The 24,262-nt window shown below is 56.2% G+C and carries 24 protein-coding genes; 10 read left to right on the top strand and 14 right to left on the bottom strand.

The window, feature by feature from the left end:
* Window positions 1–86: 86 nt before the first annotated feature.
* The 3 genes from kduD to BV390_RS17270 all read left to right on the top strand — a co-directional run bounded on the left by kduD (window position 87) and on the right by BV390_RS17270 (window position 3,053).
* Window positions 87–848: a 2-dehydro-3-deoxy-D-gluconate 5-dehydrogenase KduD gene (kduD, locus tag BV390_RS17280; RefSeq protein WP_032688149.1), complete on the top strand. Its 762-nt coding sequence runs from the start codon at window positions 87–89 to the stop codon at window positions 846–848.
* Between the two features lie 91 nt (window positions 849–939).
* Window positions 940–1,530, top strand: a complete 591-nt coding sequence (locus BV390_RS17275; protein WP_004860944.1) for a metal-dependent hydrolase — start codon at window positions 940–942, stop codon at window positions 1,528–1,530.
* Window positions 1,531–1,661: 131 nt separating this feature from the next.
* The gene (locus BV390_RS17270) at window positions 1,662–3,053 is read left to right on the top strand and encodes an L-cystine transporter (protein ID WP_032688150.1); all 1,392 of its coding nucleotides are present in this window, start codon (window positions 1,662–1,664) and stop codon (window positions 3,051–3,053) included.
* Between the two features lie 63 nt (window positions 3,054–3,116).
* On the opposite strand, the gene cedA is transcribed toward BV390_RS17270, so the two are convergent.
* A complete protein-coding gene (gene cedA / locus BV390_RS17265; protein ID WP_004860939.1) occupies window positions 3,117–3,356 on the bottom strand; it encodes a cell division activator CedA in 240 nt (79 codons plus the stop codon).
* Window positions 3,357–3,561: 205 nt separating this feature from the next.
* Here cedA and katE point away from each other — a divergent pair, with 205 nt between their 5' ends.
* Window positions 3,562–5,817 (top strand): catalase HPII, encoded by a 2,256-nt coding sequence (gene katE, locus BV390_RS17260; RefSeq protein WP_064793091.1) that lies wholly within the window; start codon window positions 3,562–3,564, stop codon window positions 5,815–5,817.
* 88 nt (window positions 5,818–5,905) lie between these two features.
* Here katE and chbG read toward each other — a convergent pair whose 3' ends face one another.
* The 7 genes from chbG to osmE all read right to left on the bottom strand — a co-directional run bounded on the left by chbG (window position 5,906) and on the right by osmE (window position 11,844).
* On the bottom strand, window positions 5,906–6,664 hold the full coding sequence (gene chbG / locus BV390_RS17255) for a chitin disaccharide deacetylase (RefSeq protein ID WP_032688153.1): 759 nt from the start codon (window positions 6,662–6,664) through the stop codon (window positions 5,906–5,908).
* A gap of 11 nt (window positions 6,665–6,675) precedes the next feature.
* Complete coding sequence (locus BV390_RS17250) at window positions 6,676–8,022, bottom strand: 6-phospho-beta-glucosidase (protein ID WP_032695855.1); 1,347 nt, start codon at window positions 8,020–8,022, stop codon at window positions 6,676–6,678.
* A gap of 102 nt (window positions 8,023–8,124) precedes the next feature.
* Window positions 8,125–8,949, bottom strand: a complete 825-nt coding sequence (gene chbR / locus BV390_RS17245) for a transcriptional regulator ChbR (protein ID WP_004860924.1) — start codon at window positions 8,947–8,949, stop codon at window positions 8,125–8,127.
* 27 nt (window positions 8,950–8,976) lie between these two features.
* Window positions 8,977–9,324, bottom strand: a complete 348-nt coding sequence (gene chbA / locus BV390_RS17240; RefSeq protein WP_004860922.1) for a PTS N,N'-diacetylchitobiose transporter subunit IIA — start codon at window positions 9,322–9,324, stop codon at window positions 8,977–8,979.
* Between the two features lie 52 nt (window positions 9,325–9,376).
* Window positions 9,377–10,735: a PTS N,N'-diacetylchitobiose transporter subunit IIC gene (chbC, locus tag BV390_RS17235; protein WP_032688158.1), complete on the bottom strand. Its 1,359-nt coding sequence runs from the start codon at window positions 10,733–10,735 to the stop codon at window positions 9,377–9,379.
* A 168-nt stretch (window positions 10,736–10,903) separates the two neighbouring features.
* A complete protein-coding gene (gene chbB / locus BV390_RS17230; RefSeq protein ID WP_032688160.1) occupies window positions 10,904–11,224 on the bottom strand; it encodes a PTS N,N'-diacetylchitobiose transporter subunit IIB in 321 nt (106 codons plus the stop codon).
* A gap of 281 nt (window positions 11,225–11,505) precedes the next feature.
* Window positions 11,506–11,844 (bottom strand): osmotically-inducible lipoprotein OsmE, encoded by a 339-nt coding sequence (osmE, locus tag BV390_RS17225; RefSeq protein ID WP_032688164.1) that lies wholly within the window; start codon window positions 11,842–11,844, stop codon window positions 11,506–11,508.
* A gap of 229 nt (window positions 11,845–12,073) precedes the next feature.
* On the opposite strand from osmE, the gene nadE reads away from it, so the two are divergent.
* Window positions 12,074–12,901, top strand: coding sequence for an ammonia-dependent NAD(+) synthetase (gene nadE / locus BV390_RS17220; protein ID WP_004860911.1), 828 nt, complete (start codon window positions 12,074–12,076; stop codon window positions 12,899–12,901).
* Between the two features lie 113 nt (window positions 12,902–13,014).
* Window positions 13,015–13,881 carry an excinuclease Cho gene (gene cho, locus BV390_RS17215; protein ID WP_064793090.1) on the top strand — a complete coding sequence of 289 codons (867 nt, stop codon included), beginning with the start codon at window positions 13,015–13,017 and terminating at the stop codon, window positions 13,879–13,881.
* An 81-nt stretch (window positions 13,882–13,962) separates the two neighbouring features.
* Here cho and spy read toward each other — a convergent pair whose 3' ends face one another.
* The 6 genes from spy to astC all read right to left on the bottom strand — a co-directional run bounded on the left by spy (window position 13,963) and on the right by astC (window position 20,860).
* Window positions 13,963–14,445 (bottom strand): ATP-independent periplasmic protein-refolding chaperone Spy, encoded by a 483-nt coding sequence (gene spy, locus BV390_RS17210; protein ID WP_032688167.1) that lies wholly within the window; start codon window positions 14,443–14,445, stop codon window positions 13,963–13,965.
* A gap of 361 nt (window positions 14,446–14,806) precedes the next feature.
* Window positions 14,807–15,775 (bottom strand): succinylglutamate desuccinylase, encoded by a 969-nt coding sequence (gene astE / locus BV390_RS17205; protein ID WP_032700202.1) that lies wholly within the window; start codon window positions 15,773–15,775, stop codon window positions 14,807–14,809.
* 27 nt (window positions 15,776–15,802) lie between these two features.
* The gene (astB, locus tag BV390_RS17200; protein WP_064793089.1) at window positions 15,803–17,137 is read right to left on the bottom strand and encodes an N-succinylarginine dihydrolase; all 1,335 of its coding nucleotides are present in this window, start codon (window positions 17,135–17,137) and stop codon (window positions 15,803–15,805) included.
* Entirely contained in the window at window positions 17,134–18,612 is a 1,479-nt protein-coding gene (astD, locus tag BV390_RS17195) for a succinylglutamate-semialdehyde dehydrogenase (RefSeq protein ID WP_049267075.1), read from the bottom strand. The genes astB and astD overlap by 4 nt, the downstream gene beginning before the upstream one ends.
* A complete protein-coding gene (astA, locus tag BV390_RS17190; RefSeq protein WP_032688175.1) occupies window positions 18,609–19,643 on the bottom strand; it encodes an arginine N-succinyltransferase in 1,035 nt (344 codons plus the stop codon). Before astA ends, astD begins: the two co-directional genes overlap by 4 nt.
* Entirely contained in the window at window positions 19,640–20,860 is a 1,221-nt protein-coding gene (astC, locus tag BV390_RS17185) for a succinylornithine/acetylornithine transaminase (RefSeq protein ID WP_004860887.1), read from the bottom strand. Before astC ends, astA begins: the two co-directional genes overlap by 4 nt.
* Window positions 20,861–21,306: 446 nt before the next feature.
* Here astC and xthA point away from each other — a divergent pair, with 446 nt between their 5' ends.
* The 4 genes from xthA (at window position 21,307) to BV390_RS17160 (ending at window position 24,261) form a co-directional block, all read left to right on the top strand.
* On the top strand, window positions 21,307–22,113 hold the full coding sequence (gene xthA / locus BV390_RS17175; RefSeq protein ID WP_032688177.1) for an exodeoxyribonuclease III: 807 nt from the start codon (window positions 21,307–21,309) through the stop codon (window positions 22,111–22,113).
* A 249-nt stretch (window positions 22,114–22,362) separates the two neighbouring features.
* On the top strand, window positions 22,363–23,001 hold the full coding sequence (locus tag BV390_RS17170) for a TVP38/TMEM64 family protein (RefSeq protein WP_032688356.1): 639 nt from the start codon (window positions 22,363–22,365) through the stop codon (window positions 22,999–23,001).
* Window positions 22,988–23,695 (top strand): TVP38/TMEM64 family protein, encoded by a 708-nt coding sequence (locus tag BV390_RS17165; RefSeq protein ID WP_046852718.1) that lies wholly within the window; start codon window positions 22,988–22,990, stop codon window positions 23,693–23,695. Before BV390_RS17170 ends, BV390_RS17165 begins: the two co-directional genes overlap by 14 nt.
* On the top strand, window positions 23,695–24,261 hold the full coding sequence (locus tag BV390_RS17160; RefSeq protein WP_032688180.1) for a carboxymuconolactone decarboxylase family protein: 567 nt from the start codon (window positions 23,695–23,697) through the stop codon (window positions 24,259–24,261). The genes BV390_RS17165 and BV390_RS17160 overlap by 1 nt, the downstream gene beginning before the upstream one ends.
* Window position 24,262 lies beyond the last annotated feature (1 nt).

Genomic DNA, 24,262 nt, shown 5'->3' with positions numbered 1-24,262 from the left:
CATTTTTAATTGTTTTTCCGCTCAGCACCCTCTATGCTTGAAAAAACGGCGTGATTAAACGCATAAATCAGCAGACAGAGGTGCATATGGTACTTAACACCTTCGACCTGACGGGTAAGGTCGCCATCGTGACGGGATGTGACACCGGGTTGGGCCAGGGAATGACCCTGGCCCTTGCCCAGGCCGGCTGCGATATCGTCGGCGTCAATCGCAAGATCCCACATGAAACGGCCGAACAGGTCCTGGCGCTCGGGCGTCGATTCACCGCCATTCAGGCTGACCTCAGCCGCCAGGATGCTATCGCCGACATCGTCGCGCAAGCCGTCTCCGCCATGGGCCGGGTGGACATTCTGGTTAATAATGCCGGTACAATACGCCGCGCCGATGCGCTCACCTTTAGCGAAAAAGAGTGGGACGACGTCATCAATCTCAACCTCAAGTCGGTGTTCTTTTTATCGCAGGCGGTCGCCAGGCAGTTTATTCAGCAGGGCAGCGGCGGAAAGATCATTAACATCGCCTCCATGCTCTCGTTTCAGGGCGGGATTCGCGTCCCCTCGTATACGGCCTCAAAAAGCGGCGTGCTCGGTTTAACCCGCCTGATGGCCAACGAATGGGCCGGGCAGAATATCAACGTCAATGCCATCGCCCCCGGGTATATGGCCACCGATAATACCCGGCAGTTACGCGATGATGCCGATCGCAGTAAAGAGATCCTCGACCGTATCCCGGCCGGGCGCTGGGGCGTCCCGGATGATTTACAGGGCCCGGTCGTGTTCCTGGCGTCGTCGGCTGCGAATTACATCAATGGATATACGCTGGCGGTTGATGGCGGCTGGCTGGCACGTTAATAGTTTTGTGACAAAGAGTTACACCGTCACCTCTTTCACACACTGTATAAAAACCCTATACTGTATGAATTGACAGTTTAGGGTTTTTATCATGACGGCGGAAGGCCATCTCTTCTTTTCTATCGCCTGTGCGGTATTTGCGAAAAATGCGGAATTAACCCCCGTACTGGCACAGGGTGACTGGTGGCATATTGTTCCCTCAGCGGTACTGACCTGCCTGCTGCCGGATATCGATCATCCGAAGTCCTTTCTCGGGCAGCGGCTAAGCTGGATATCGAAGCCCGTCGCCCGCGCCTTTGGCCACCGCGGGTTCACCCATAGCCTGCTGGCGGTTTTTGGCGCTATCACGCTGTTTTATCTGAAAGTGCCGGAAAGCTGGTTCGTGCCCGCCGATGCCGTGCAGGGGCTGGTACTGGGCTATCTCAGCCATATTCTTGCCGATATGCTCACCCCGGCGGGGGTACCGCTGCTGTGGCCCTGCCGCTGGCGCTTCCGCCTGCCGATCCTCGCGCCGCGTAAAGGCAACCAGCTGGAGCGGGCGCTGTGTATGGCGCTGTTCGTTTATGCCGTATGGATGCCACAAACTTTCGCAGAGAACAGCGCCGTGCGCTGGTCTTCGGGGATGATTAATTCACTGCAGATCACCTTTAATCGTTTTATTAGTCACCAGACCGGACGATAAACAGGCAAAAGAATCAAAATAGTTATAAACCATTCCATTTGAATATAAGTAATGAATTCCTCTTCTGCTAACCTTGCGCCATTAGAGCTGGTAACAGACCAGCCGGATAAAAACCTATCAGGAGAACGGGGATGAATTTTCCATTAGTAGCGAACGTTATCGTGTTCGCGGTTTTGCTGTTTGCGCTGGGGCAAACCCGCCACAAACAGTGGAGCCTCGCCAAAAAAGTACTGCTCGGCCTCGTCATTGGCGTCGTGTTCGGCCTGGCGCTGCAGTTGATTTATGGTTCCGACAGCCAGGTGCTGAAAGACTCCATTCAATGGTTCAATATCGTCGGTAATGGCTATGTCCAGCTACTGCAGATGATCGTCATGCCGCTGGTTTTCGCTTCTATTCTCAGCGCCGTTGCTCGCCTGCATAATGCCTCACAGCTGGGAAAAATCAGCTTCCTGAGCATCGGTACCCTGCTGTTCACCACGCTGATTGCAGCGCTGGTCGGCGTGCTGGTGACCAACCTGTTCGGCCTGACGGCCGAAGGTCTGGTGCAGGGCAGCGCGGAAACCGCGCGTCTGAATGCGATTCAGAGCAACTATGTCGGTAAAGTCGCCGACCTGAGCGTACCGCAGCTGATCCTCTCTTTTGTACCGAAGAACCCGTTTGCCGACCTGACCGGTGCGAACCCGACCTCGATCATCAGCATCGTTATCTTCTCCGCCTTCCTCGGCGTCGCGGCGCTGAAGCTGCTGAAAGATGACGTTGAAAAGGGCCAGCGCGTCCTGACCGCCATCGACACTCTGCAGAGCTGGGTGATGAAGCTGGTACGTCTGGTCATGCAGTTAACGCCGTACGGCGTGCTGGCGCTGATGACCAAAGTGGTGGCCGGTTCCAATCTGCAGGACATCATCAAGCTCGGTAGCTTCGTGATTGCCTCCTACCTTGGCCTGGGCATTATGTTTGTGGTTCACGGTCTGCTGCTGGCCATTAACGGCGTGAGCCCGCTGAAATACTTCCGCAAGGTGTGGCCGGTACTGACCTTCGCCTTCACCAGCCGCTCCAGCGCCGCATCGATTCCGCTGAATGTCGAAGCGCAAACCCGCCGTCTGGGCGTACCGGAATCCATCGCCAGCTTCTCAGCCTCCTTTGGCGCGACTATCGGTCAAAACGGTTGTGCAGGTCTCTACCCGGCGATGCTGGCCGTCATGGTTGCCCCGACCGTCGGTATCAACCCGTTTGATCCGCTGTGGATCGCCACGCTGGTCGGCATCGTCACCGTAAGCTCCGCTGGGGTTGCGGGGGTCGGCGGCGGCGCAACGTTCGCAGCGCTGATCGTCCTGCCGGCCATGGGACTGCCGGTGACGCTGGTAGCGCTGCTTATTTCCGTCGAACCGCTGATCGACATGGGCCGTACGGCATTGAACGTGAACGGCTCAATGACCGCCGGTACTCTGACCAGCCAATGGCTGCGCCAGACCGACAAAACGATTCTCGACAGCGAAGAAGACGCCGAGCTGGCGCATCGCTAAGCTAACGGGCACAAAAAAACCGCAGATAGCTATCTGCGGTTTTTTTTATTTCTCGCTACCCTTTCATGAGGTAATTTCGCCTTCCTGGCGCATCTGCATGGCCCAGCGCTGCGCCGCTTCCGGGACGCTAAACGCTGGCGAACGGCGGAAATGTTCACCCATCAGCACAAAGGCGACATACTTGCCGCGCAACAGCCACACATCGCGAAAACCGTCCATTTTGACGGCGTGTTCCGGAGGGGCGGGTTCCACCCGAGGCACGTAGCTAATGACAGGGCGGTTTTGTTGGCGAAGTGTTTTCATAACCAATAGATTCACTAAACAAAGCGGGAAACAGAAACGGCTATCATAGCCGATTGCCCTGCCTTTCGTCGCCCCTTACGTGTGTTCTGCCGCCGGGCGATAGTTTTCACGCCTCCAGGCGGCTCATCTGGTGAGATGTTCTATAGTTAGAAGGGTTTTGGTAGCGCAACGACCATTTTTCAGTAATGAAAACAGGAGACGAGCAATGTCTGATAAGAACCATAAACCACAAAACCACAAAGCGCCTCACGACGCCAGCGAAGCACAGCCCGGTCTGGACGCTCTGGCTCCGGATGATCAATCATGGCGCCCGACGCCGCATCCCACGGCGCCTGGGGAAGAACCCAGCGCACCGGGAAGCCTCAAAGCGCCCGATATCCACAGCAGCAAACTTGACGCGCTGGCGCAGCAGCGCAAAGACAGCGAAAACGTCCCCCTGACCACCAATCAGGGGGTACGTATTGCCGACGATCAGAATTCGCTCCGCGCGGGGAACCGGGGACCCACGCTGCTGGAAGACTTTATTCTGCGTGAAAAAATTACTCACTTTGACCATGAGCGGATCCCGGAGCGCATCGTCCATGCGCGCGGATCGGCGGCGCACGGCTATTTTCAACCCTACCGCAACCTGAGCGACGTCACGAAAGCCGATTTTCTCTGCGATCCCGCGAGGAAAACGCCGGTATTCGTACGCTTCTCTACCGTCCAGGGCGGCGCCGGCTCGGCCGATACGGTGCGCGATATTCGCGGCTTCGCCACCAAATTTTATACCGATGAAGGCATTTTTGACCTCGTCGGGAACAACACGCCGATCTTCTTCATCCAGGATGCGCTGAAATTCCCCGATTTCGTTCATGCCGTGAAGCCTGAACCGCACTGGGCTATCCCGCAGGGACAAAGCGCCCATGACACCTTCTGGGATTACGTCTCGCTGCAGCCGGAAACGTTACATAACGTGATGTGGGCGATGTCCGACCGCGGCATACCGCGCAGCTATCGCACTATGGAAGGATTTGGTATTCACACCTTCCGCCTGATCAATGCCGACGGTAAGGCCACCTTTGTCCGTTTTCACTGGAAACCGCTGGCCGGTAAAGCCTCTTTGCTCTGGGATGAGTCGCAAAAGCTGACCGGTCGGGATCCGGATTTCCATCGCCGCGATCTGTGGGAAGCGATAGAAGCCGGCGATTATCCGGAGTATGAGCTGGGTCTGCAGCTGATCCCGGAAGAGGATGAACAGGCGTTTGACTTCGATCTGCTCGATCCCACCAAGCTGATCCCCGAGGCGCTGGTTCCGGTACAGAGGGTCGGGAAAATGGTGCTTAACCGCAATCCGGATAACTTCTTCGCCGAAAACGAACAGGCGGCGTTTCACCCAGGCCATATCGTACCGGGGATAGATTTCAGCAACGACCCGTTACTGCAGGGCCGCCTTTTCTCGTATACCGATACGCAGATTAGCCGTCTGGGCGGGCCTAACTTCCATGAAATCCCGATTAACAAACCCACCTGCCCGTATCACAACTTCCAGCGTGACGGCATGCATCGGATGGATATTGATACCAACCCCGCCAACTACGAGCCAAACTCGATCAACGATAACTGGCCGCGCGAAACGCCACCGGCCCCTAAGCGCGGCGGTTTTGAGTCGTACGCCGAGCGCGTCGACGGTGAGAAAATTCGCCAGCGTAGCCCCTCGTTCGCCGAGTATTACGCCCACCCGCTGCTGTTCTGGCGCAGCCAGACGCCGGTTGAGCAGCAGCATATTATTGATGCCTTTAGCTTTGAGTTAAGCAAAGTGGTCCGGGTATGGATCCGCGAACGGGTGGTTGACCAGCTGGCGCACATCGATATCCCGCTGGCGCAGGCCGTTGGCAAAAATTTAGGCATCACGCTCAGCGACGAGCAGTGCAAGATCACGCCGCCGCCGGACGTTAACGGGGTGAAAAAGGATCCCAGCCTGAGCCTGTATGCTATCCCCGGCGGGGAGATCAAGGGCCGCGTCGTCGCCGTGTTGCTCAACGATCGCCCGGTAGCGCAGGATGTGCTGACCCTGCTGCAATCCCTGAAGGCGAAAGGGGTTCATGCGCGACTGCTTTATTCACGGATGGGGGAAGTGATTGCCGATGACGGCACGCGGCTGCCCATCGCCGGGACCTTTAGCGGTTCGCCGTCGCTGACGGTCGATGCGGTCATCGTCCCGGGCGGCGACTTGTCCCTTCTCAGCAACAGCGGGGAGCTGCATTACTACCTACTGGAGGCCTATAAGCATTTAAAACCGATCGTGCTGGCGGGCGACGGACGCCAGTTTAAGGCCCTGCTGCAGGTCGCCAGTCAAGGGGAGGAAGGCGTTGTCGAGGCAGACGTCATTGACGCTCCGGCGATGGATACGCTGTTCACGCTGATGGCGGCGCATCGGGTGTGGTCGCGCGCCGGTAAAACGGCGGCTATTCCGGCCTGACAGAAAAGGACCGCGCGGGATCCCGCTCGCCGGATGTCCGGTGAACGGGCGCAATCAGGGGAAGCCGGGCGCTTCCCCTCCACCCGCGTTAAACGTCGCGGTAGGTCCCTAAACGGTACCCGCGTTCGGCAACCGCATACTTGAGTGAGGCCGAGGTCAGCACCTCCAGCTCTGCCAGCCGCGGGTAGCAATAGGCGCTGCCCATGATGGTGTTATCAACAAACGCCGGGTGGCACATTACTTCCAGAGACGATTCGCCCCGCTGGATAGAGGCATCCAGGGTTTGTAAAAACAGCGCCTCCGAGATGGCCTCGCCGTAGAACTCACTGGCAAAACCGTCGCTGCTGCGCGCAGCATCCTGCGCCAGTTTGTCACGCTGAGCGAGCTGACGGTCAATACGCAGTGCCACCCCCTTCTCGCGCGCAAATGCGGCAACAATGGGATAAATCCGGGCGATCATATGCACATGGTGATGGCTGTCGATATGCGTCGGCTCGCAGCCAAACAGCTCGATAAACCGACGATACTGACACTCCAGCTCATGCGCGATTTCATCCAGCGGCAGGCTATCCTCTTCCGCCATTTGCCAAATCCACTTCCCCAGGCGCCCCTCCCGGGTCAGCCCCGGCATCGCCGACAAGGGTTCCCCCAGAGTCAGGACAAAATGCATCCCGACCCCCAGCTCCGGCACGCAGCGGCTCAGCTGGGCCGCGTGGCTAATCGCCGCCCCGTTAACCAGCGCCGTTGTTGAGGTGACCAGGCCATTTTTACAGGCTTCAATAATGCCGTAGTTCTGACCTTTGCTCAGGCCAAAATCGTCGGCATTAACGATTAACACGCGTTCCATCAGCTCTCCCGTTACGCTTTCAGTTTCTCGATTGTCGCGGCAAAGTTGGGCAGCCACTTTTCGTGCGCGAGGATCATTTCGCGCGCCAGCTGCTCAGCATCGCGGTCAGAGTGAATCAGCGGGCTCAAATTGAGCGCCAGCAACACATCGTCCAGCTCACCGCTCATCGCCGCCTGGCTGGCCGCCACTTCGAAGCCTTTGATGGTATAAATCAGCCCCAGCACTTTCTCATCAAAATGGGTGATGCGCGGTGTCGGCGTTGCCCCTTCGCGCCCCAACGTACAGGTCATTTCCACCGCCCAGTCCGCGGGGATGTTATCAATATGGCCATGATGCGGAATGTTAACGTAGTGCTCGGCCTGCTTGTCATTGTAGATGGCGTTAATCACCTCGCAGGCCGCATCGGAATAATAGGCGCCGCCGCGCAGCTCCAGCTCTTTCGGCTTCACATTCAGATCCGGATTTTTGTACAGCTCAAACAGCTGTTTTTCCACCTTCTGCACCACCTGGGCGCGCGCGCCGCCTTTGTAATACTCGCCCATTTCAATGGCCAGCATCTCTTTAGGTTTAAAGTAGTAGAGCAGATAGGAGCACGGAATCAGGCGCAGCGAGCGGATCAGCCCTTCGCTGAACGGTAAATCGAAGATATTTTTCACCGAGTTGGCGCTCAGGGTACCGGAGGCAACGCCATCGAGCAGTTCGTCGAAGCGCGATTTGCCATTCACCAGCACATCGCGAACGAACACCAGGTGATTGAGACCAAACAGGTCGATATGCAGTTCATCTTCCGGGGTCAGCTGCAGCACATCGGTGATAAACATTTTCATGCCGATCGGAATATTACACACGCCGATAAAGCGCTTAAAGTTGGTGTGGCGATACACCGCCTCGGTAACCATCCCCGCCGGGTTGGTAAAGTTGATGATCCAGGCATCCGGGCAGATCTCCTGTACATCCTTCACGATATCAAAAATCACCGGAATGGTACGCAGACCTTTAAACAGACCGCCGGCGCCGTTAGTCTCCTGACCGAGATAGCCGTGACTGAGCGGAATACGTTCATCTTTTTCACGCGCCTTCAGCTGGCCAACCCGCAGCTGCGTGGTGACGAAATGAGCCCCTTCCAGCGCGGCGCGGCGATCCAGCGTTTTGTAGACTTTCATCGGCACGCCCGCTTTTTCCACCATACGCTGGCACAGCGCATGGATAATATCGAGTTTCTCCTGCCCTTCTTCTACATCAACCAGCCACAATTCTGTTACCGGCAGTTCGTGATAACGTTTGATAAACCCTTCCAGTAATTCCGGGGTATAGCTGCTGCCGCCGCCGATAGTGACAATTTTTAATTTCTGGCTCATTATATTCTCCCTTGGGGCACTACGAATTGTACGTAGCCCACCCTCCGCCTGGAGACGGAAAGTTAAATTGAATATGTCCTGGCGCGGAACACTCCGCTCCGGTTAATTAATGCTGGTCAGTTGTTTTCGGTAATTGCTTGGCGTAAACGAGGTCAGCTTCTTGAATGTTTTAATAAACAGACTTGGGCTACTGTACCCCGATTCGTAAGCAATATCGGTTACCGAGTAGTTGGTGATTTCCAGCTGTTTCTTGGCGAAATTGATGCGAATATCATTAATAATCTGCATCGGCGTTTTACCATAATAGCGTTGGGTTGCCCGGGTTAAATATTCCTGCGTTTTCCCGGAGAGCGCGACCATATTTTCCAGCGCGCCTTCGCCAAACTTCAGCTTATCGTGCATATCTTCGACGGTATTTTTCAGCCATTGCGGAATGACATCCTGCACCGGCTCCTCGCGATAATGCCGTAAACGGTTAATGGTATAAAACGAGACCAGCTCAATAAATTCGTCAAACTCAGTTTCGCGAAAGTTCAGCGAAGCGATAACCGACTCGATGTAGCTGAGAAAGGTACTTTTTACCGCGTAGACCTGCGAAGCAACCAGACCAAACGGCAGCAGCGGCAGATAGTGTTTCTCAAAGAAACTTTTGCTGATGCCGACGTTAAGGATGCGAGTCGCGCCAAAAGCATAAAAACTCTGGTGGTGCGACCCCATCGGGATAAAGACAAAGTCCCCGCGCTCCAGCAACACCCGTTTGCCATTGATTTCCTGATAATAGCGCCCGGTTAAAACGATGGTGTACTCGTAATAATCATGCTGGTGAAGCCCGCTTACGCTCTCCGTTTTGTTGTAGATAACCACATGAAAATTTTTCCCGTTGAAAAGCTGTTGTTCCCGTGCGGTACTGATTTCGGTGGTTATCATCTTTGGCTGCCTCATCGTGTTGATGGCCTATTGTACCTTCTCATGCAGCTCAATCAATTCGGCAACCAGCTCACGCGCCAGCATTGAGGTCATCAGATGATCCTGCGCATGAACCAGTACCAGACTGACCTTCATTTTGCCTTCGCCTTCATCGCTTTCAATGAGCTGCGTCTGCACGCGATGCGCTTCGCTGAGCGCCATTCGCGACTGCTCCATCATGTTTTTAGCGGCGGCGAAATCTCCCTGCTTGGCCTGCTTAAGTGCAGCATATGCCAGGCTACGGGCCTGTCCGGAGTTGATAATCAGCCCCATCACCACCTCTTCGAGGTCATTCTCAGGTGCGTCAACCGCTTCGATATTGTCCAGATCAAACATAGTATTTCCTCATTTCTCAGGCGGTACGGGAAAGCTCCCGTACCGCTCGACATCAGAATTTCAGCGCGTTAGCGATATCTTCTTCGCTTTCCTGCTCTTCAATAACCGCCTGTGCCTTATTGGAGACCGCGACGAACGGCAGGTAAACCAGCACCGACACACACAGGTTGAACAGCGCCACGCAAAGTGCGGCGATACTCCCGTTACTGTTAAAGAACGCCCCGAGGCCGGTAGGCATGGTCCACGGCGCCAGGTTGGTCACCGGCGGGATAATCCCCATCGAGTAAGCAGCCAGCGTAATCGCCGCCAGAATCGGCTGAATCAGGACGAACGGGATAAACATCACCGGGTTCATGATAATCGGCAGACCAAACAGAATCGGCTCGTTAATCTGGAAGATGCCTGATGGCAGCGCCAGTTTCGCCACCTGGCGGTGATCTGCGCGGCGTGAGCCGATGAAGATGGCGATAATCAGACCCAGCGTGGCCCCGGAACCCCCCAGCAGGATATAGGAGTCGAGCATCGGCTTGGCCCAGAAGTGGAACTCTTTGCCCGCAGCGATAGCGGCTTCAACGGAACCGTACTGGTTGTACAGCGCGATGTTTTCCAGCGCCCACGGGGTCATGATGCCGTTGTCCAGTGCGGTCAGCGCCAGAGACCCGTGTACGCCGAAGAACCACAGCAGGGAGTTAAAGATAACGTAGGCCCAGCCCACCACGCTGCCCATCGACGCCAGCGGTCTGGAGATGGAGTCCATGATGATCTGGTGGAAGTTGCTGCCATGGTTGGCCAACAGCCAGGAGATAATGCCGAATACGGAGAGGATCAGGAAGCCCGGGATCAGCGCTGAGAATGAGCGTGATACCGAGGACGGTACGCTGTCCGGCAGGGTAATAACCCAGTTGCGACGGATAACAAAGGTGAACATTTCCGCCACCAGCAGGCCAATAATCATGCCCGAGATAATGTTTGCCCCACCCAGCCAGTTTGCGCCGACCGCATAGGCCTCGCCCACGCTGTAAGGTGTAACGGTCATAAAGGCAGCGACCGATAACAGCCCCGCAGCCAGCGGATCGACTTTACGCTCTTCAGCCAGCGCCATGCCAATAAAGAACGGCGCCATCAGCGACATTATCCCTAACGTCCCGTTATAAACGTTGCCGCCGATAGCCTTAAAGCCATTTAACGTTTCAATGGTCGAGCCATCCAGGCGAATACCCATTGAATAGAAGAAAGACCCCTCACCAAAGCTCAGAAAAACGTTGTTGATTAATACGAACATGGCCCCCGCGAGGGTCAGCGGCATTAATTTAATAAAGCCGTTTTTAATCGCATTAATGTGCGGTTGCTTTCCTATTTTAACTGCAAAAGGAAGGAGTACCTTTTCAAGCGAGTCAATCACTTTACTCATAGCAAATACCCTTAAAAGCCGTAATCGAATCATTACGGCATAGATGTATGAAATTACTCTTTGACGGGAAAATAAACTCTCACCTTTCGCTATGCCGAAAATCAGATAATGCTTTAACGCACTATTGACTCAGCGAAAACAAAAAAGATATTGAGTTTTAAAATTAAATTATTGTGCAGCAGCTTTCTTAATGGCCGCAACGGCCGCTTTTAGTACACCTAACCCATCGACTTTGCCATAAAGCACAGAGTCGATAACTTCCACCGGCTTATTCGACAACAGCCGCTGAATTTCCGGAAGCATATACGCAATTTGTGGACCTAATAATACGACATCGGCTTCAGGGCCTTTTTCTCCAGCAAGTGTCTCAGGATAGGCCTCAATGATGACCGGCACTTCATATTTTTCCGCCTGTGCACGCATTTTAGAGACCAGCAGTGAAGTAGACATTCCAGCCGAGCAAAACAAATAGATGTGTTTCTTTTCCATGAGCGCTTCCTCAATTTGTGAGACCTGGCGGCTTCAGTAGCACCTTCTGTCTGAAAGCCGGCGAAGACAGGTAATCATTCAATTAGTATTGTTTATGCATTGAGTATACGGCATCGTGCGGGGCCTGGATAATTCCTGGTTAATCAAAATTGTCTCTCATTGACCTCGTGTTTTGACTACCTTCACATTTCCCCCAAATAATTCGCGCAATTAAATAAGCATTAGCCATCATAAAAAAACCCGACCAATGGTCGGGCTTTCGTAGATCTCAGCATGTTGCATTACTTGCTGTTGCGCGGGTCGGTATCGTACTCCGCACAGGTCTGGTAGCCGGAGTTCATGACGCGACCGGTATCGTCGAGGGCAACAAAGTAGGTCTCCAGTTTACCATCTCGTTGACCCAGGATATAGGTCTGACAGGTTCCGCGTGCGTGGATCATGGTGACCTCAGAAGAGGGTTTACCGGCAATCTGTAAAACCTGTGACCGGGTCATCCCTTTTTTGACATCTTTGACGACCGGTTGAGTGAACTGATCGGCGGTACGATCGTAAGCCGTACAACCTGCCAGCATGGTCAAAACTGCTGCTGCGCCCAGAAATCCTGATAAATTCTTGTTCATATTGCGTCCTCTTTTATTCTGCGTGTTAATAAGCCTGGAATAAATACCGTTATTTTTCAAGCCGAAGGTACAAAAGGGGCAAATTTAAGCTCTTTCTAATAAAAAAATCCTATGTCATTGATTGCTTTCTTTTGCACCACTCAATTCTGTGATCCTTGTCGTTTTCCCGGCAAAGAGGTAGCTTTAACCCTTACTGGCAGCCAAACAGATTCACTTTCCGGAGGGCGCGATGACGCTACAACAAGAAATTATTCAGGCGCTGGGCGCAAAGCCCCAGATCGATGCTGAGGGTGAAATTCGCCGCAGCGTGGACTTTTTGAAGTCGTACTTGCAGACCTACCCTTTTATTAAGTCACTGGTTCTGGGAATCAGCGGCGGCCAGGATTCAACCCTGACAGGCAAACTTTGTCAGCAGGCGATCAATGAACTGCGTGCCGAAACCGGCGATGAAAAGCTGCAGTTTATTGCCGTACGCCTGCCTTACGGCGTCCAGGCGGATGAGCAGGATTGCCAGGATGCGATCGCCTTCATCCAGCCGGATCGGGTGCTGACGGTGAATATTAAAGGTGCCGTACTGGCCAGCGAGCAGGCATTGCGGGAAGCCGGTATTGAGCTCAGCGACTTTGTTCGCGGCAATGAGAAAGCCCGTGAACGCATGAAAGCGCAGTACAGTATTGCCGGGATGACCCACGGCGTGGTGGTAGGCACTGACCATGCGGCTGAGGCGATTACCGGCTTCTTTACCAAGTACGGTGACGGCGGCACGGATATCAACCCTATCTTCCGTCTCAATAAGCGCCAGGGTAAGCAGCTGCTGGCGCTGCTGGGCTGCCCGGAGCATCTGTATAAGAAACTGCCGACCGCCGACCTGGAAGACGACCGCCCGTCTCTGCCGGATGAAGCTGCGCTGGGCGTGACCTACGACAATATTGATGACTATCTGGAAGGTAAAACGCTGGATGCGAGCATCGCCAGAATTATTGAAGGCTGGTATCTGAAAACCGAGCATAAGCGCCGGACGCCGATCACCGTTTTCGATGACTTCTGGAAAAAATAACGCGTTCCCCACATATCTCTGACCCCGGCCATCGCCGGGGTTATTTTTTGCACTTTTCGCTACCTGAACGCCCTGCTATACTGGATAAATAACCAGCATCAGGAGCCCGTGTAGTGAGAAGGCAATCTGCCCCGCGTCTGGAATTCGACGCCGCGGCTATCTATGAATATCCCGAACATCTGCGTCCGTGGGTGGAGGCACTGCCTAATCTGCCGGGCGTTTATCTGTTTCACGGCGAGAGCGATACGCTCCCGCTGTATATCGGTAAGAGCGTGAATCTCCGCAGCCGGGTGCTGTCGCATCTGCGTGCCCCTGAAGAGGCGGCCATGCTGCGTCAGGCGCGGAGCATCAGCTGGCAGCGTACCGCGGGAGAGCTGGGGGCGCTGCTGCTGGAGGCGCAGCTAATTAAAGAGCGCCAGCCGCTGTTTAATAAGCGCCTGCGGCGTAATAAGCAGCTCTGCTCGTTGCTGTTGGAAGACGCACGCCCGCAGGTGGTGTACGCCCGTGAGGTGGATTTCTCCCGCCAGAATCATCTGTATGGCCTGTTCGCGAACCGGCGGGCGGCGCTGCAGGCGCTGAAAACCCTCGCTGACGAGCATCATCTTTGCTACGGGCTGCTGGGACTGGAGGCGCTCACTGCGGGGCGCGCCTGTTTCCGGCACGCGCTGGGGCGCTGCGCCGGCGCCTGCTGCGGCCGGGAAAGTCTTACCGCGCATCATGAAAGACTCCGCGCCCGGATGGCGCAGCTGCAGCTGGTGTGCTGGCCGTGGCCTGGGGCCGTCGCGCTGGAAGAGAAAGGCCCGGACCTCACCCACTATCACGTCATTCATAACTGGCTGTGGCTGGGATCGGTCGAGACGCTGGAGCAGGCGGAGACCTTAACGCGCCAGCCGGCCGGTTTTGATCATGACGGCTATAAAATTCTCTGCAAACCGCTGCTGAGCGGCCGTTTTACGCTGCATCCGCTCTCCCCTCGCTAGCACAAAAAAAACCGCCGGTCCTGCCCAATGCCTGACGGCGTATGTTGGGCAAGACCGGCGGTCTTCATTCAAAGCGCTGAGTTATTCAGCTGGTGCAGGCATTTTACCTTCTGGCGCTTTGCGATCTGTCAGATGCTTCTCAAAATTCGCATTGAACTGTTTTTTCTGTTCCGGCGTCAGAATGTTGTAAATCTTGTTCTGGGTTTCCATACGGGAAAGCGCCATCGCTTTATGCTGCGCTTCCATTTTATCGATCTGCGCTTCCGCTTTCGCTTTATCGAAGGTATCGCTGGCGATCAGCTCATGCATCGCGCGGCGTTCGTCGAGGGACGGACGTTTCATGTTCTCACGCTGGCCCTTCATGATGTCGCGGATCTGCTGTTTTTGCGCATCGGTCAGGTTCAGCCCTTTGAACATCATTTCGTGCTGGCCGCCATGCATTCCTTTATGGTGCATCATCGGTTTGCTTTCGGTCTGAGTCGCGGTGGTATCAGCAGCGTGAGCCAGGTTAGCCGCACCCAGAGCCAGTGTAGAGGCAACAAACAGAGCAGTAATCTTCTTCATATCCAGTCCTTACTTTAAGTTATTCTTACGGCGTGTTGCCGTGTTGACGAGATAAACTTTACGACGTTTATCGTCAATTAGTCAGAGCAAGAGTAAAACAATGAAAGTGTAAAAAACATTTTCTCACCAATTGTGGAGAAAATAAGGAAATTAAGGAGAGAATTGCAACAGAAAATATATAACGCATTGTTTTTGATTGGTTTTGATGGATTATAAAGCAGCAAAGATTAAAAACAAATCATTTATCCAGGAATAATCTGCAATCAGGTACCAGCGCACGAAAAAATAAGATTACGCGCACAAGATGACTATGCAAAATTAAACAGCCGCCCGAATGAGCGGCAGAATATTCGGCTAGCGGCTACGGTAAACGCTCCAGCATCAACCCGGCCCGCAGCCCGCGCGCCACAGACGGGTTAGGAAACAGAACAAACTCCTGTGCCTTTTCTACCACATAGCGGGTATCGCCATCTTCAGCAAGCAAGGTTCCGCCAGGAAAGGCGGTAAAATTGAGCGTCTGATCCGACATATAGAGGCGAAAATCATCGCTATGACGGGTAATTTGCTGCACCACCCGATAGCGCAGCGGCACCGGATCGGCGTCAACTACCGTCAGGTCGCCCACCAGCAAACGCATTAGCGCCCGTTGAGTGACGTTAAATTGCGCCAGATCGTTAGCGCCAAACGGTAACGCCTTACCGAGCTCCAGGGTACAGGAGAGCGCAGCAAAGCGTTCGCCGCTGAAATGGGTGAATGTCCCCGCGGGCTGCTGATGGAAGACCAGCGCCTCCAGCCCGGCCCCCCCCAGCCAACTTAAAAACCCCTCATCCCACGGGGCTTCCCGCGCCGGAAGTACGCCAAAGCGCGTATGCAGCGATCCGCGTATCGCGGTATGTAGATCGAGGTGCCAGCGGCTGCCCGTTCCGCTACCATAAAACCGCGTCAGTACCTGCTCCAGCTGACGCGCTCTGGCCGTTTCGTCGCTGACGGGAAAATGCTGCCAGCGCCCGCCAAACATCCGGTTCATATCGCTGTCCCGGTAGCGCTTATTTTCCCGCAACGCGAGCGGGTTGCCAAAGATCACCAGCAGCCGCCAGTGCAGCGGCAGCTCACCGCTAAACAGCTGCTGTAGCAGCAGATGGGTCATCTCCACCGGTGCGGTTTCATTGCCGTGGATACCCGCGGACAGAACCAGCGAACGCTCGCAGCGCGCATGCGGAGTCAGTTGCAATACCCCGCAGTCCAGCCAGTGCCAGCGAAAATGCGCCGTTTCGCCATGAAAATGGTGGGGCAAACGCCCCGCCAGAGTTAATGCCAGAAAGTCGTCCACGACGCCTCCTTGATAACGAAAACAGAGTCACAGCGACTGCTGGAACGGATAAACGGAACCCAGCTGCAGGATTTGGGTCAGCCGATCGAGAGCCTCGCGACCTTCGCTCAGCAGCTGTGGATCCGCCAGATCCGCCTGGGTGAGACGATCGCGATAGTAACGATCGACCCAGTCATTGAGGGTCACAAACACCGCCTCGTTCATCAACACCGCCGGATTCACCGCCCGCAGCTCCTCCTCCGTCAATACCACTCGCAGGCGCAGACAGGCCGGTCCCCCGCCGTTCGCCATACTTTCGCGCAGATCGTAAACCTGCAGTTCATCAATCGGGTTGTCTGCGGCCAGAAGCGTGTTCAGGTAGCGCCAGACGCCAGGATGCTCCTGCGCCTCCCGGGGGAGGATCAGCCGCATCGTTCCATCGGGCTTACTCAGCAACTGACTGTTAAACAGATAGGTCGCCACCGCCTCTTCGACCGTTACCGCGTGGGTCGGTACGATAACGGGCGTAAATCCGGCAACCTGCCCGGCAAGCTGACGCATCAGCTGCGGCTGATCGGCGAACGCCTGTTCATGGCAAAACAGCACCTGGCGATTACTCACCGCAATCACATCGTTGTGAAACACCCCTTTATCAATCACCGCCGGATTCTGTCGGGCAAAAATAACCTGCCGCGGGTTAACCTGATTCAGGCGCGCAACCGCCTGACTGGCTTCCAGCGTCTGCCGTGCCGGGTAGCGTCGCGGGCTTTCCCCCTCGCCCCCCTGCTGGCGGCCGTAGACAAAAAGCTGCAGGCCCGGCGCGCCATATTCGCCGCCAAGGCGATTATGGTTCGCTGCCCCTTCATCGCCAAACAGCGCCACCTGCGGCAAGGGTGGATGGATGGCAAAACGCTGTTCATCGGGGAAGATCGCGCGCAGCAGCGCTTCGGTCGTTGGCGCTTCGCTGGCGCGGTGGAATTTATCGTTCAGATTGGCCACGGTCAGGTGAACCCGGCCATCCAGCGAATCGGCCGAGGGGGAAACCGTCGCCGCGTTAGCCACCCACATTGACGAAGCCGAGCTCACCGCCGACAGCAGGTCCGGCGCCTGACGGGCCGCTTTCTCGATCACCTGCGGATCGCTGCCGCTGAATCCAAGCCGGCGCAGCAGGGGAACATTCGGCCGTTCCTGTGGCGCAATGACGGCCTGAGGATAGCCCGCATCCGCCAGCGCCTTCATCTTTTTCAGCCCCTGCTTCGCCGCCAGCTGTGGATTCGATACCCGATAGCGATGCCGTGTCGACGCCTCATTGCCAAAGGAGAGCCCGGCGTAATGATGGGTCAGACCGGGAAGCCCGTCAAAGTTGACCTCAAAGGCTTTCATCGTCCGCCACCTCGCAGGAAGTCGAGACCGGGACTGAGGGTCTCCGGCAGCGTCAGTTCCGGCGTTTCGAGACTTGCCATCGGCCACGCGCAATAATCGGCCGCGTACCACGCTCCCGGACGGTGGTTACCGGAGGCCCCCACGCCGCCAAACGGTGCGGTGCTGGCGGCGCCGGTCAGCGGTTTGTTCCAGTTAACAATTCCGGCCCGCGCCTCCAGCAGCAGACGGTCGAATTTCTCGCGCTCGGCAGAAATCAGCCCGCAGGAAAGCCCAAACCGGGTGGCATTCGCGAGGGTAATCGCCTCATCAAAATCGTCATAGCGCCAGACGCTGAGCAGCGGACCAAAAACTTCCTCATCGGCCACTTCCGCCACCGCCGTCAGCTCGATGATTCCCGGCGTCAGCAACGAGGTTCCGGCCCGCAGCAGCCGCGGCTCCAGCAGCGTTTTTCCACCTTTAGCAACGTGCCCGAGCCAGGCCTGATGAACCTTTTGCGCTGCCTGTGGCGAGATAAGCCCGCCGAGGAACGGCTGCGGCGACGCATCCCAGGCGTCGGGCACCAGTGTTTGTGACACTGTCACCAGACGTTCGAGAAACGCATCGCCCTTATCGCCGCGCTTCACTAACAGGCGACGAGCACAGGTACAGCGCTGTCCGGCGGTAATAAAGGCCGATTGAATGGTCAGATGTACCGCCGCATCAATATCCTGCGGGCCGTCGACAATCAGCGGATTGTTGCCGCCCATTTCGAGCGCGAGAATCTTTTGCGGCTGGCCGGCGAGCTGGCGGTGCAGCTGAAAGCCTGTCGCCGAGCTGCCGGTAAACAGCAGCCCGTCAATATCCGGTTGGGCGCTTAGCGCTTCGCCGGTTTCCCGTCCGCCCTGCAGCAAGTTCAGTACCCCCGGCGGCAGTCCCGCCTCGGCCCACAGCCTCACCACCGCCTCGCCGCTGTGCGGCGTCAGTTCGCTGGGCTTAAACACCAGCGTATTCCCCGCCAACAGCGCCGGCACAATATGCCCATTAGGCAGATGGCCGGGAAAATTGTATGGGCCAAACACCGCCAGCACGCCATGCGGACGATGGCGCAGCGTCGCCGAGCCGTCGCCCATAGCAGTCTGCGACTCACCGGTACGGCTATGGTAGGCCTTCAGGGAAATGGCGATTTTGTTGATCATCGCGCTGATTTCCGTTACTGCTTCCCACTGCGGCTTACCGGTTTCCGCGGCAATGACGGCGGTTAACGCTGTTTTGTTCGCTTCCAGCAGCGCGGCAAACTTTTCCACTATCGCCTGACGGACGCTGAACGGCTGTCTGGCCCACGTCGGAAAGGCCCGTCTCGCGGCACTGACCGCCAGCGCCACCTGCCCGGCGTCGGCGTCATTACCCTGCCATAGCAGCGCCTGGCTGACCGGGTTGGTTTTTGTCCGCGCCGGTCCGTGTCCACTCTGCCAGTCACCGTTGATCCATAAACTCATGATTTTTTCTCCTCGGGAATCAGACGCACCAGTCTCACCCGGTCGCCGACATGGCATTTCAGGGCATCCAGTTCGCGCGCGCTTAACAGCAGGCGATCGGTATCCGGATCGGCGTGCACCAGCAGCGCGCGAAACTGCAGATACTGCTCGTTGGCAACCAGGCATACCGGCCATTCCCCCGGCGCGGGCTGCCCTTCAGCTACGGTCACCAGCCGGCTTTTACGAATCGCCCGCACCCGGTCAATGTCGCACTCCAGCGTCGGCCCACCGTCGAAAATGTCGATATAGTTGCGGTAGCGAAACCCTTCTTTCTCCAGCACCGCACGTGCCGGCGCCGTTTGCGGGTGCACCTCGCCGATCACCGCGCGCGCCTCATCGGATAAAAAGTCGATATACAGCGGATGCTTCGGCATCAGGGCGGCAATAAAGGCTTTTTGCCCGGTCCCGCACAGGTAATCGGCACGGGAGAACTCCATAGCGAAAAAGCGTTTGCCGAGGCTTTCCCAGAACGGCGAATAGCCATGTTCATCAATCACGCCGCGCATCTCCGCCACGACTTTTTCATTAAAGTGCTCGCGGAACGCGGCCATAAACATGAAGCGCGATTTCGACAACAGATAGCCGTTGCCCTCTTTACGCCAGGCCGGGTCGAGAAACAGCGTGCACAGCTCGCTGCTGCCGGTGTGATCGTTGCTGAGAAACAGTGTCGGCAGCGCGTTGTAGACATTCAGCTCTTTTGAGGCATGAACCTGCGTCCCCACGCGGTAGTTGTACCAGGGATCGTTCAACCCCACCGCAACTTCGATAGCGCAAATCCCCACCACCGCGCCGCTGCTGGTCTCTTCAAGCACGAAAACATAGCCCTGTTCGCTTTTTGGCAGCTCCCCTCGCCAGGTTTGCTGCGAACGTTCAATCCGCGCCGCCAGCGTCTTTTCATCGGCAGGCAGCGATGTCAGGCCGCCGCCGGTTTCACCGGCCAGGGTCATCAGACCGGCCAGATCTTCGGCGACTACAGGACGAATCACCATCATGATGACGCTCCCGCGAGGAAGTGTTGGCAGGCCAGCTCAAAGCGATCCAGCCCGGTTTTGACCTCTTCCTCACTCACAATGAGCGCCGGAGCGAAACGCACCACGTTCGCGCCGGCAATCAGAATCATCAGCCCCTCTTCCGCCGCCTGGGTACTGATGGCTTTCGCCTTTCCGGCCCAGGCATCATTGAGGACGCAGCCGATCAGCAATCCCAGCCCCCGGATCTCCTTAAACAGGCCGTAGCGCGCGTTAATGGCGTTCAGTCGCTCGGTAAACCACTGGTGGCGCTGCTTCACGCCGTTCAGTACCGCCGGCGTATTGACGATCGACAGCACTTCGCCGGCCACCGCGCTGGCCAGCGGGTTACCGCCGTAGGTGGTACCGTGCGTCCCGACGGTCATGACGCTGGCGCAGGCTTCCGTTGCCAGCAGTGCGCCAATCGGGAAACCGCCGCCCAGCGCTTTCGCCGTCGACAGGACATCCGGCGTGACGCCATAGTGCATGTAGGCATACAGCTCGCCGGTGCGACCCACTCCGGTCTGGACTTCATCAAAAATCAACAGCGCATGGTGGGCATCGCACAGCTCACGCAGGCCGCGCAGGAAAGCCGGATCGGCGGGCACCACGCCCCCTTCGCCCTGCATCGGCTCGACAATCACCGCGCAGGTATTGTCATCGATAAGCGCCCGGGCGGATTCGAGATCGTTATAGACAGCATGCTGGATCTGCGGCGGCAGCGGGGCAAAATCCTGGGAATAGGCCGGCTGGCCGCCCGCAGAGACGGTAAACAAGGTGCGACCGTGGAAGGCATTTTTGAACGCGACGATGCCACTTTTATGGCTGCCGAAACGGTCGTGAGCATATTTGCGCGCCAGCTTCAGCGCCGCTTCGTTAGCCTCTGCGCCTGAGTTACAGAAGAAAACGCGATCGGCGAAAGTCGCATCGATCAGCTGTTTCGCCAGCCGCAGGACCGGCTCATTGGTATATCCGTTGCCGGTGTGCCAGAACTTTCCTGCTTGTTCCGTCAACGCGCGAATGAGCTGGGGGTGAGCGTGTCCCAGGGCATTCACCGCAATGCCGCCGGCAAAATCGATATACTCTTTTCCCTGCTGATCCCACAGGCGTGAACCTTCACCGCGTACCGGAATAAAAGCCGCTGGCGCGTAGACCGGCATCATCCATTCATCAAAATTGTTACGCGTAATTGACTGAGACATATCGACCTCTTCCGGTAAATAAAAAGTATGAATAATGTTAAAAATTATGGGTTATTACGCTGTAAATGTAGATTGCACGCTTCGTGCCAGCCAGAGGGGAAAATGCATAAATCAGAATCAAATAAGGAATATCAATAGGTTACGATTTCATTTTATGCACAATAAATGCATAAATAGTGAATAAATATCCTATCTGTCGGCCATAACAGTGAATAAATCAGATAGTTTATGCATCCGTAAGATATAATTCTGTATTTGTGATCCTCTACGAAATTTATTGTAGATATCCGCCCTTTTTTAGCGCAGCCTGCGCCGGAATGGTGCACGCTGGTTACGCCAGCGCCGCCAATCAGAACAACAGGCACAATAAAATGCCTTCGGGCAGCCAGCCCGGCGAATTTCTGCTACCATCCCTGCACTATTCACCTTGCACAGTGGCAGCGACTATGAAATTTCTCTCTTTTAATATCAACGGCCTGCGTGCCCGCCCCCACCAGCTGGCCGCCATCGTCGACAAACACCAGCCTGACGTCATTGGCTTACAGGAAACCAAAGTACACGACGACATGTTTCCGCTCGAAGAGGTGGCAAAGCTCGGGTACAACGTGTTCTACCACGGTCAAAAAGGGCACTACGGCGTGGCGCTGCTGACTAAAGAGACGCCTGTCGCCGTACGCCGCGGCTTCCCCAACGATGGCGAAGAGGCCCAGCGCCGCATCATCATGGCGGAAATTCCGTCCGCCTTCGGCAATGTGACGGTGATCAACGGCTACTTCCCGCAGGGCGAAAGCCGCGACCACGAAACCAAGTTCCCGGCAAAAGCGGCGTTCTACCAGAACCTGCAAAACTATCTTGATAGTGAGCTGAACAAAGATAATCCGGTGTTGATCATGGGTGATATGAACATCAGCCCAACCGACCTCGACATCGGCATTGGCGAAGAGAACCGTAAGCGCTGGCTGCGCACCGGTAAGTGCTCATTCCTGCCGGAAGAGCGGGAGTGGATGGCGCGGTTGCTGGACTGGGGTCTGGTTGACACCTGGCGTCAGGCCAACCCGGACAACCAGGATCGCTTTTCATGGTTTGACTACCGCTCCAAAGGCTTTGACGATAACCGCGGGCTGCGTATCGACCTGCTGCTGGCAAGCTCTCCGCTGGCGCAGCGCTGCGTAGAAACCGGTATTGATTACGACATTCGCGGTATGGAAAAACCGTCCGACCATGCGCCGGTCTGGGCCACCTTTAAACCGTAACGCGTTTTCTCCGTCGACTCTCCCGGCCTGACGGCCGCGGAGAGTCCGCTTATCCTGAGCAAAATCAATAAATCTGCGGTAAGACATTGTTGTAGTTCGCCATTTATTATACTGTCGCGCACGCCCTGGCGACCGGGGCGGAGGTTCACGGAACGCGGTTAAAACAGGAGACCCCCATGCAAAAGAAGCCGTCATAAAGCGGAATCTCAGCTGCTGCTGATTCTCGCCCTGCTCTGCGCCGCGGTGGCGATTATCTCCTTCTCCGGCTTTGTCGATCTGGTCACCCACTTCCGCCATCTCCAGTCGCTGATTCAACACAGCGGCCCGCTCGGCTGGACGCTCTATGTTGCCTTATTTATCGTCGCAACCCTGTGCCTGATCCCGGGCAGTATCCTGGTGATGGTCGGCGGCGTAGTCTTTGGCCCGGTATGGGGCACCCTGTTATCGCTGTGTGCGGCCACGCTGGCCTCGGCACTCTCTTTTTTGCTGGCCCGCTGGCTGGGTCGGGATCTGCTGCTGACATATGCCGGACATACCGCGACCTTTCAGGCTATTGAACGCGGTATTGCCCGCAGCGGTACTGATTTCCTGATATTTACCCGCCTGGTGCCGCTGTTTCCGTACAACATTCAAAACTATGCCTATGGCCTGACGGCCATTCCGTTCGGCTCATTTATGCTGATATCGGTCCTGACGACCCTACCGGGGCTGTTTATCTATACCCTGATGGCAAGCGAACTGGCCAGAGAGGGCATTACGTTGGGGTTTATACTGAAACTGAGCCTGGCCGGCCTCGCCTTATTTAGCCTCATTCAGGGGGCCAAAACTTTTGCCCGGCGGCGGCAGATCGATCCCGACACGCTGCAGGTTAGCCATGAAGAAAAATAACGCCCGTCTCATCTGGTATGGTCGCGCGGCGCTGGTCATCATCGTCGTCGCCGCGCTCGTCGCCTGGTGGCGTATCCCCGCCGTGAATGCGTTTATTCAGCACAGCCTGGCGGCTTTTTCCGCATTAGATCAGCACGCCATTGAGCGCTTTATTCACGCCTACGGACCGCAGGCGGCACTGGTTTCCTTTGCCTTAATGATCCTGCAGGCTGTCGCGGCGCCGCTCCCCGCCTTTCTGATCACCTTCGCCAACGCGTCATTGTTCGGCGCCTTCTGGGGCGCTGCGCTTTCCTGGACCAGCGCCATGGCCGGCGCCGCGCTGTGTTTTTTTATCGCCAGAGTGCTGGGCCGTGAAGCGGTTGAAAAGCTGACCGGAAAAACGGTGCTGCGCAGTATGGACGCCTTTTTCGACCGTTACGGCCAACAGACGGTGTTGATCTGTCGACTGCTGCCGTTTGTCCCCTTTGATCCCATCAGCTATGCGGCGGGTCTGACGTCGATTCGCTTTCGCCAGTTTATGTTTGCTACCGGCATCGGCCAGTTGCCCGCCACGCTAGTGTACTCGTGGGTGGGCAGTCAGTTAACCGGCGGGACATTCTGGTTTATTAGCGCATTATCGGTTCTGTTTGCGCTGATGCTGATTATCTTTATAGCTAAAGCCTGCTATCTCGAACGTCATAAGAGGAAATCCTGATGAGGTTGCCGCCGCTGCGCACCATCCCCCTGATCCTGCGCCCGCAGGCCTGGCTGCATCGTCGTCACTATGGCGAGGTGCTTAGCCCTATTCGCTGGTGGGGACGTATTCCGCTGGTCTTTTATCTGGTGTCGATGTTTGTCGGCTATCTTGAACGCAAGCGTTCGCCCCTTGATCCGGTGCTGCGTGCACTGGTCAGCGCCCGCGTCGCTCAGATGTGTCTATGCGAATTTTGCGTGGACATCACCAACATGAAACTGGCTGAACGCACCGGCAGCGACGATAAACTCCTCGCCGTTGCCAGCTGGCGCCAGAGCCCGTTGTTCAGCGAACACGAACGTCTGGCGCTGGAGTATGCCGAAGCCGCCAGCCTTACGCCGCCAACGGTCAACGATGCGCTGCGCGGCAAACTGATGGCGCGCTTTGATGCCCAGGCCCTGACCGAACTCACGGCGCTGATCGGCTTACAAAATTTGTCGGCACGGTTTAATTCCGCGATGGCGATCCCGGCGCAGGGCCTGTGCCAGATCCGCCAGCCAACCTCTTCAGAAGACGCCAAATCATAAG

Source organism: Klebsiella sp. YJ (assembly GCF_002108615.1).
Taxonomy (GTDB): Bacteria; Pseudomonadota; Gammaproteobacteria; order Enterobacterales; family Enterobacteriaceae; genus Klebsiella; species Klebsiella planticola.
The sequence above is the reverse complement of the archived record's forward strand: the minus strand, read 5'-3'. Positions and strand labels throughout refer to the sequence as shown.

Bases quoted from the DNA above. Each gene is read 5' to 3' on its own strand.
- nadE (WP_004860911.1), top strand. From the start codon at position 12,074: ATGACGCTACAACAAGAAATTATTCAGGCGCTGGGCGCAAAGCCCCAG.
- katE (WP_064793091.1), top strand. From the start codon at position 3,562: ATGTCTGATAAGAACCATAAACCACAAAACCACAAAGCGCCTCACGAC.
- chbR (WP_004860924.1), bottom strand. From the start codon at position 8,949: ATGATAACCACCGAAATCAGTACCGCACGGGAACAACAGCTTTTCAAC.
- astA (WP_032688175.1), bottom strand. From the start codon at position 19,643: ATGATGGTGATTCGTCCTGTAGTCGCCGAAGATCTGGCCGGTCTGATG.
- chbG (WP_032688153.1), bottom strand. From the start codon at position 6,664: ATGGAACGCGTGTTAATCGTTAATGCCGACGATTTTGGCCTGAGCAAA.
- astC (WP_004860887.1), bottom strand. From the start codon at position 20,860: ATGTCTCAGTCAATTACGCGTAACAATTTTGATGAATGGATGATGCCG.
- BV390_RS17165 (WP_046852718.1), top strand. From the start codon at position 22,988: ATGAAGAAAAATAACGCCCGTCTCATCTGGTATGGTCGCGCGGCGCTG.
- BV390_RS17275 (WP_004860944.1), top strand. From the start codon at position 940: ATGACGGCGGAAGGCCATCTCTTCTTTTCTATCGCCTGTGCGGTATTT.
- osmE (WP_032688164.1), bottom strand. From the start codon at position 11,844: ATGAACAAGAATTTATCAGGATTTCTGGGCGCAGCAGCAGTTTTGACC.
- spy (WP_032688167.1), bottom strand. From the start codon at position 14,445: ATGAAGAAGATTACTGCTCTGTTTGTTGCCTCTACACTGGCTCTGGGT.
- astD (WP_049267075.1), bottom strand. From the start codon at position 18,612: ATGAGTTTATGGATCAACGGTGACTGGCAGAGTGGACACGGACCGGCG.
- cedA (WP_004860939.1), bottom strand. From the start codon at position 3,356: ATGAAAACACTTCGCCAACAAAACCGCCCTGTCATTAGCTACGTGCCT.
- xthA (WP_032688177.1), top strand. From the start codon at position 21,307: ATGAAATTTCTCTCTTTTAATATCAACGGCCTGCGTGCCCGCCCCCAC.
- chbB (WP_032688160.1), bottom strand. From the start codon at position 11,224: ATGGAAAAGAAACACATCTATTTGTTTTGCTCGGCTGGAATGTCTACT.
- chbC (WP_032688158.1), bottom strand. From the start codon at position 10,735: ATGAGTAAAGTGATTGACTCGCTTGAAAAGGTACTCCTTCCTTTTGCA.
- BV390_RS17160 (WP_032688180.1), top strand. From the start codon at position 23,695: ATGAGGTTGCCGCCGCTGCGCACCATCCCCCTGATCCTGCGCCCGCAG.
- astB (WP_064793089.1), bottom strand. From the start codon at position 17,137: ATGAAAGCCTTTGAGGTCAACTTTGACGGGCTTCCCGGTCTGACCCAT.
- chbA (WP_004860922.1), bottom strand. From the start codon at position 9,324: ATGTTTGATCTGGACAATATCGAAGCGGTTGACGCACCTGAGAATGAC.
- kduD (WP_032688149.1), top strand. From the start codon at position 87: ATGGTACTTAACACCTTCGACCTGACGGGTAAGGTCGCCATCGTGACG.
- BV390_RS17250 (WP_032695855.1), bottom strand. From the start codon at position 8,022: ATGAGCCAGAAATTAAAAATTGTCACTATCGGCGGCGGCAGCAGCTAT.
- BV390_RS17270 (WP_032688150.1), top strand. From the start codon at position 1,662: ATGAATTTTCCATTAGTAGCGAACGTTATCGTGTTCGCGGTTTTGCTG.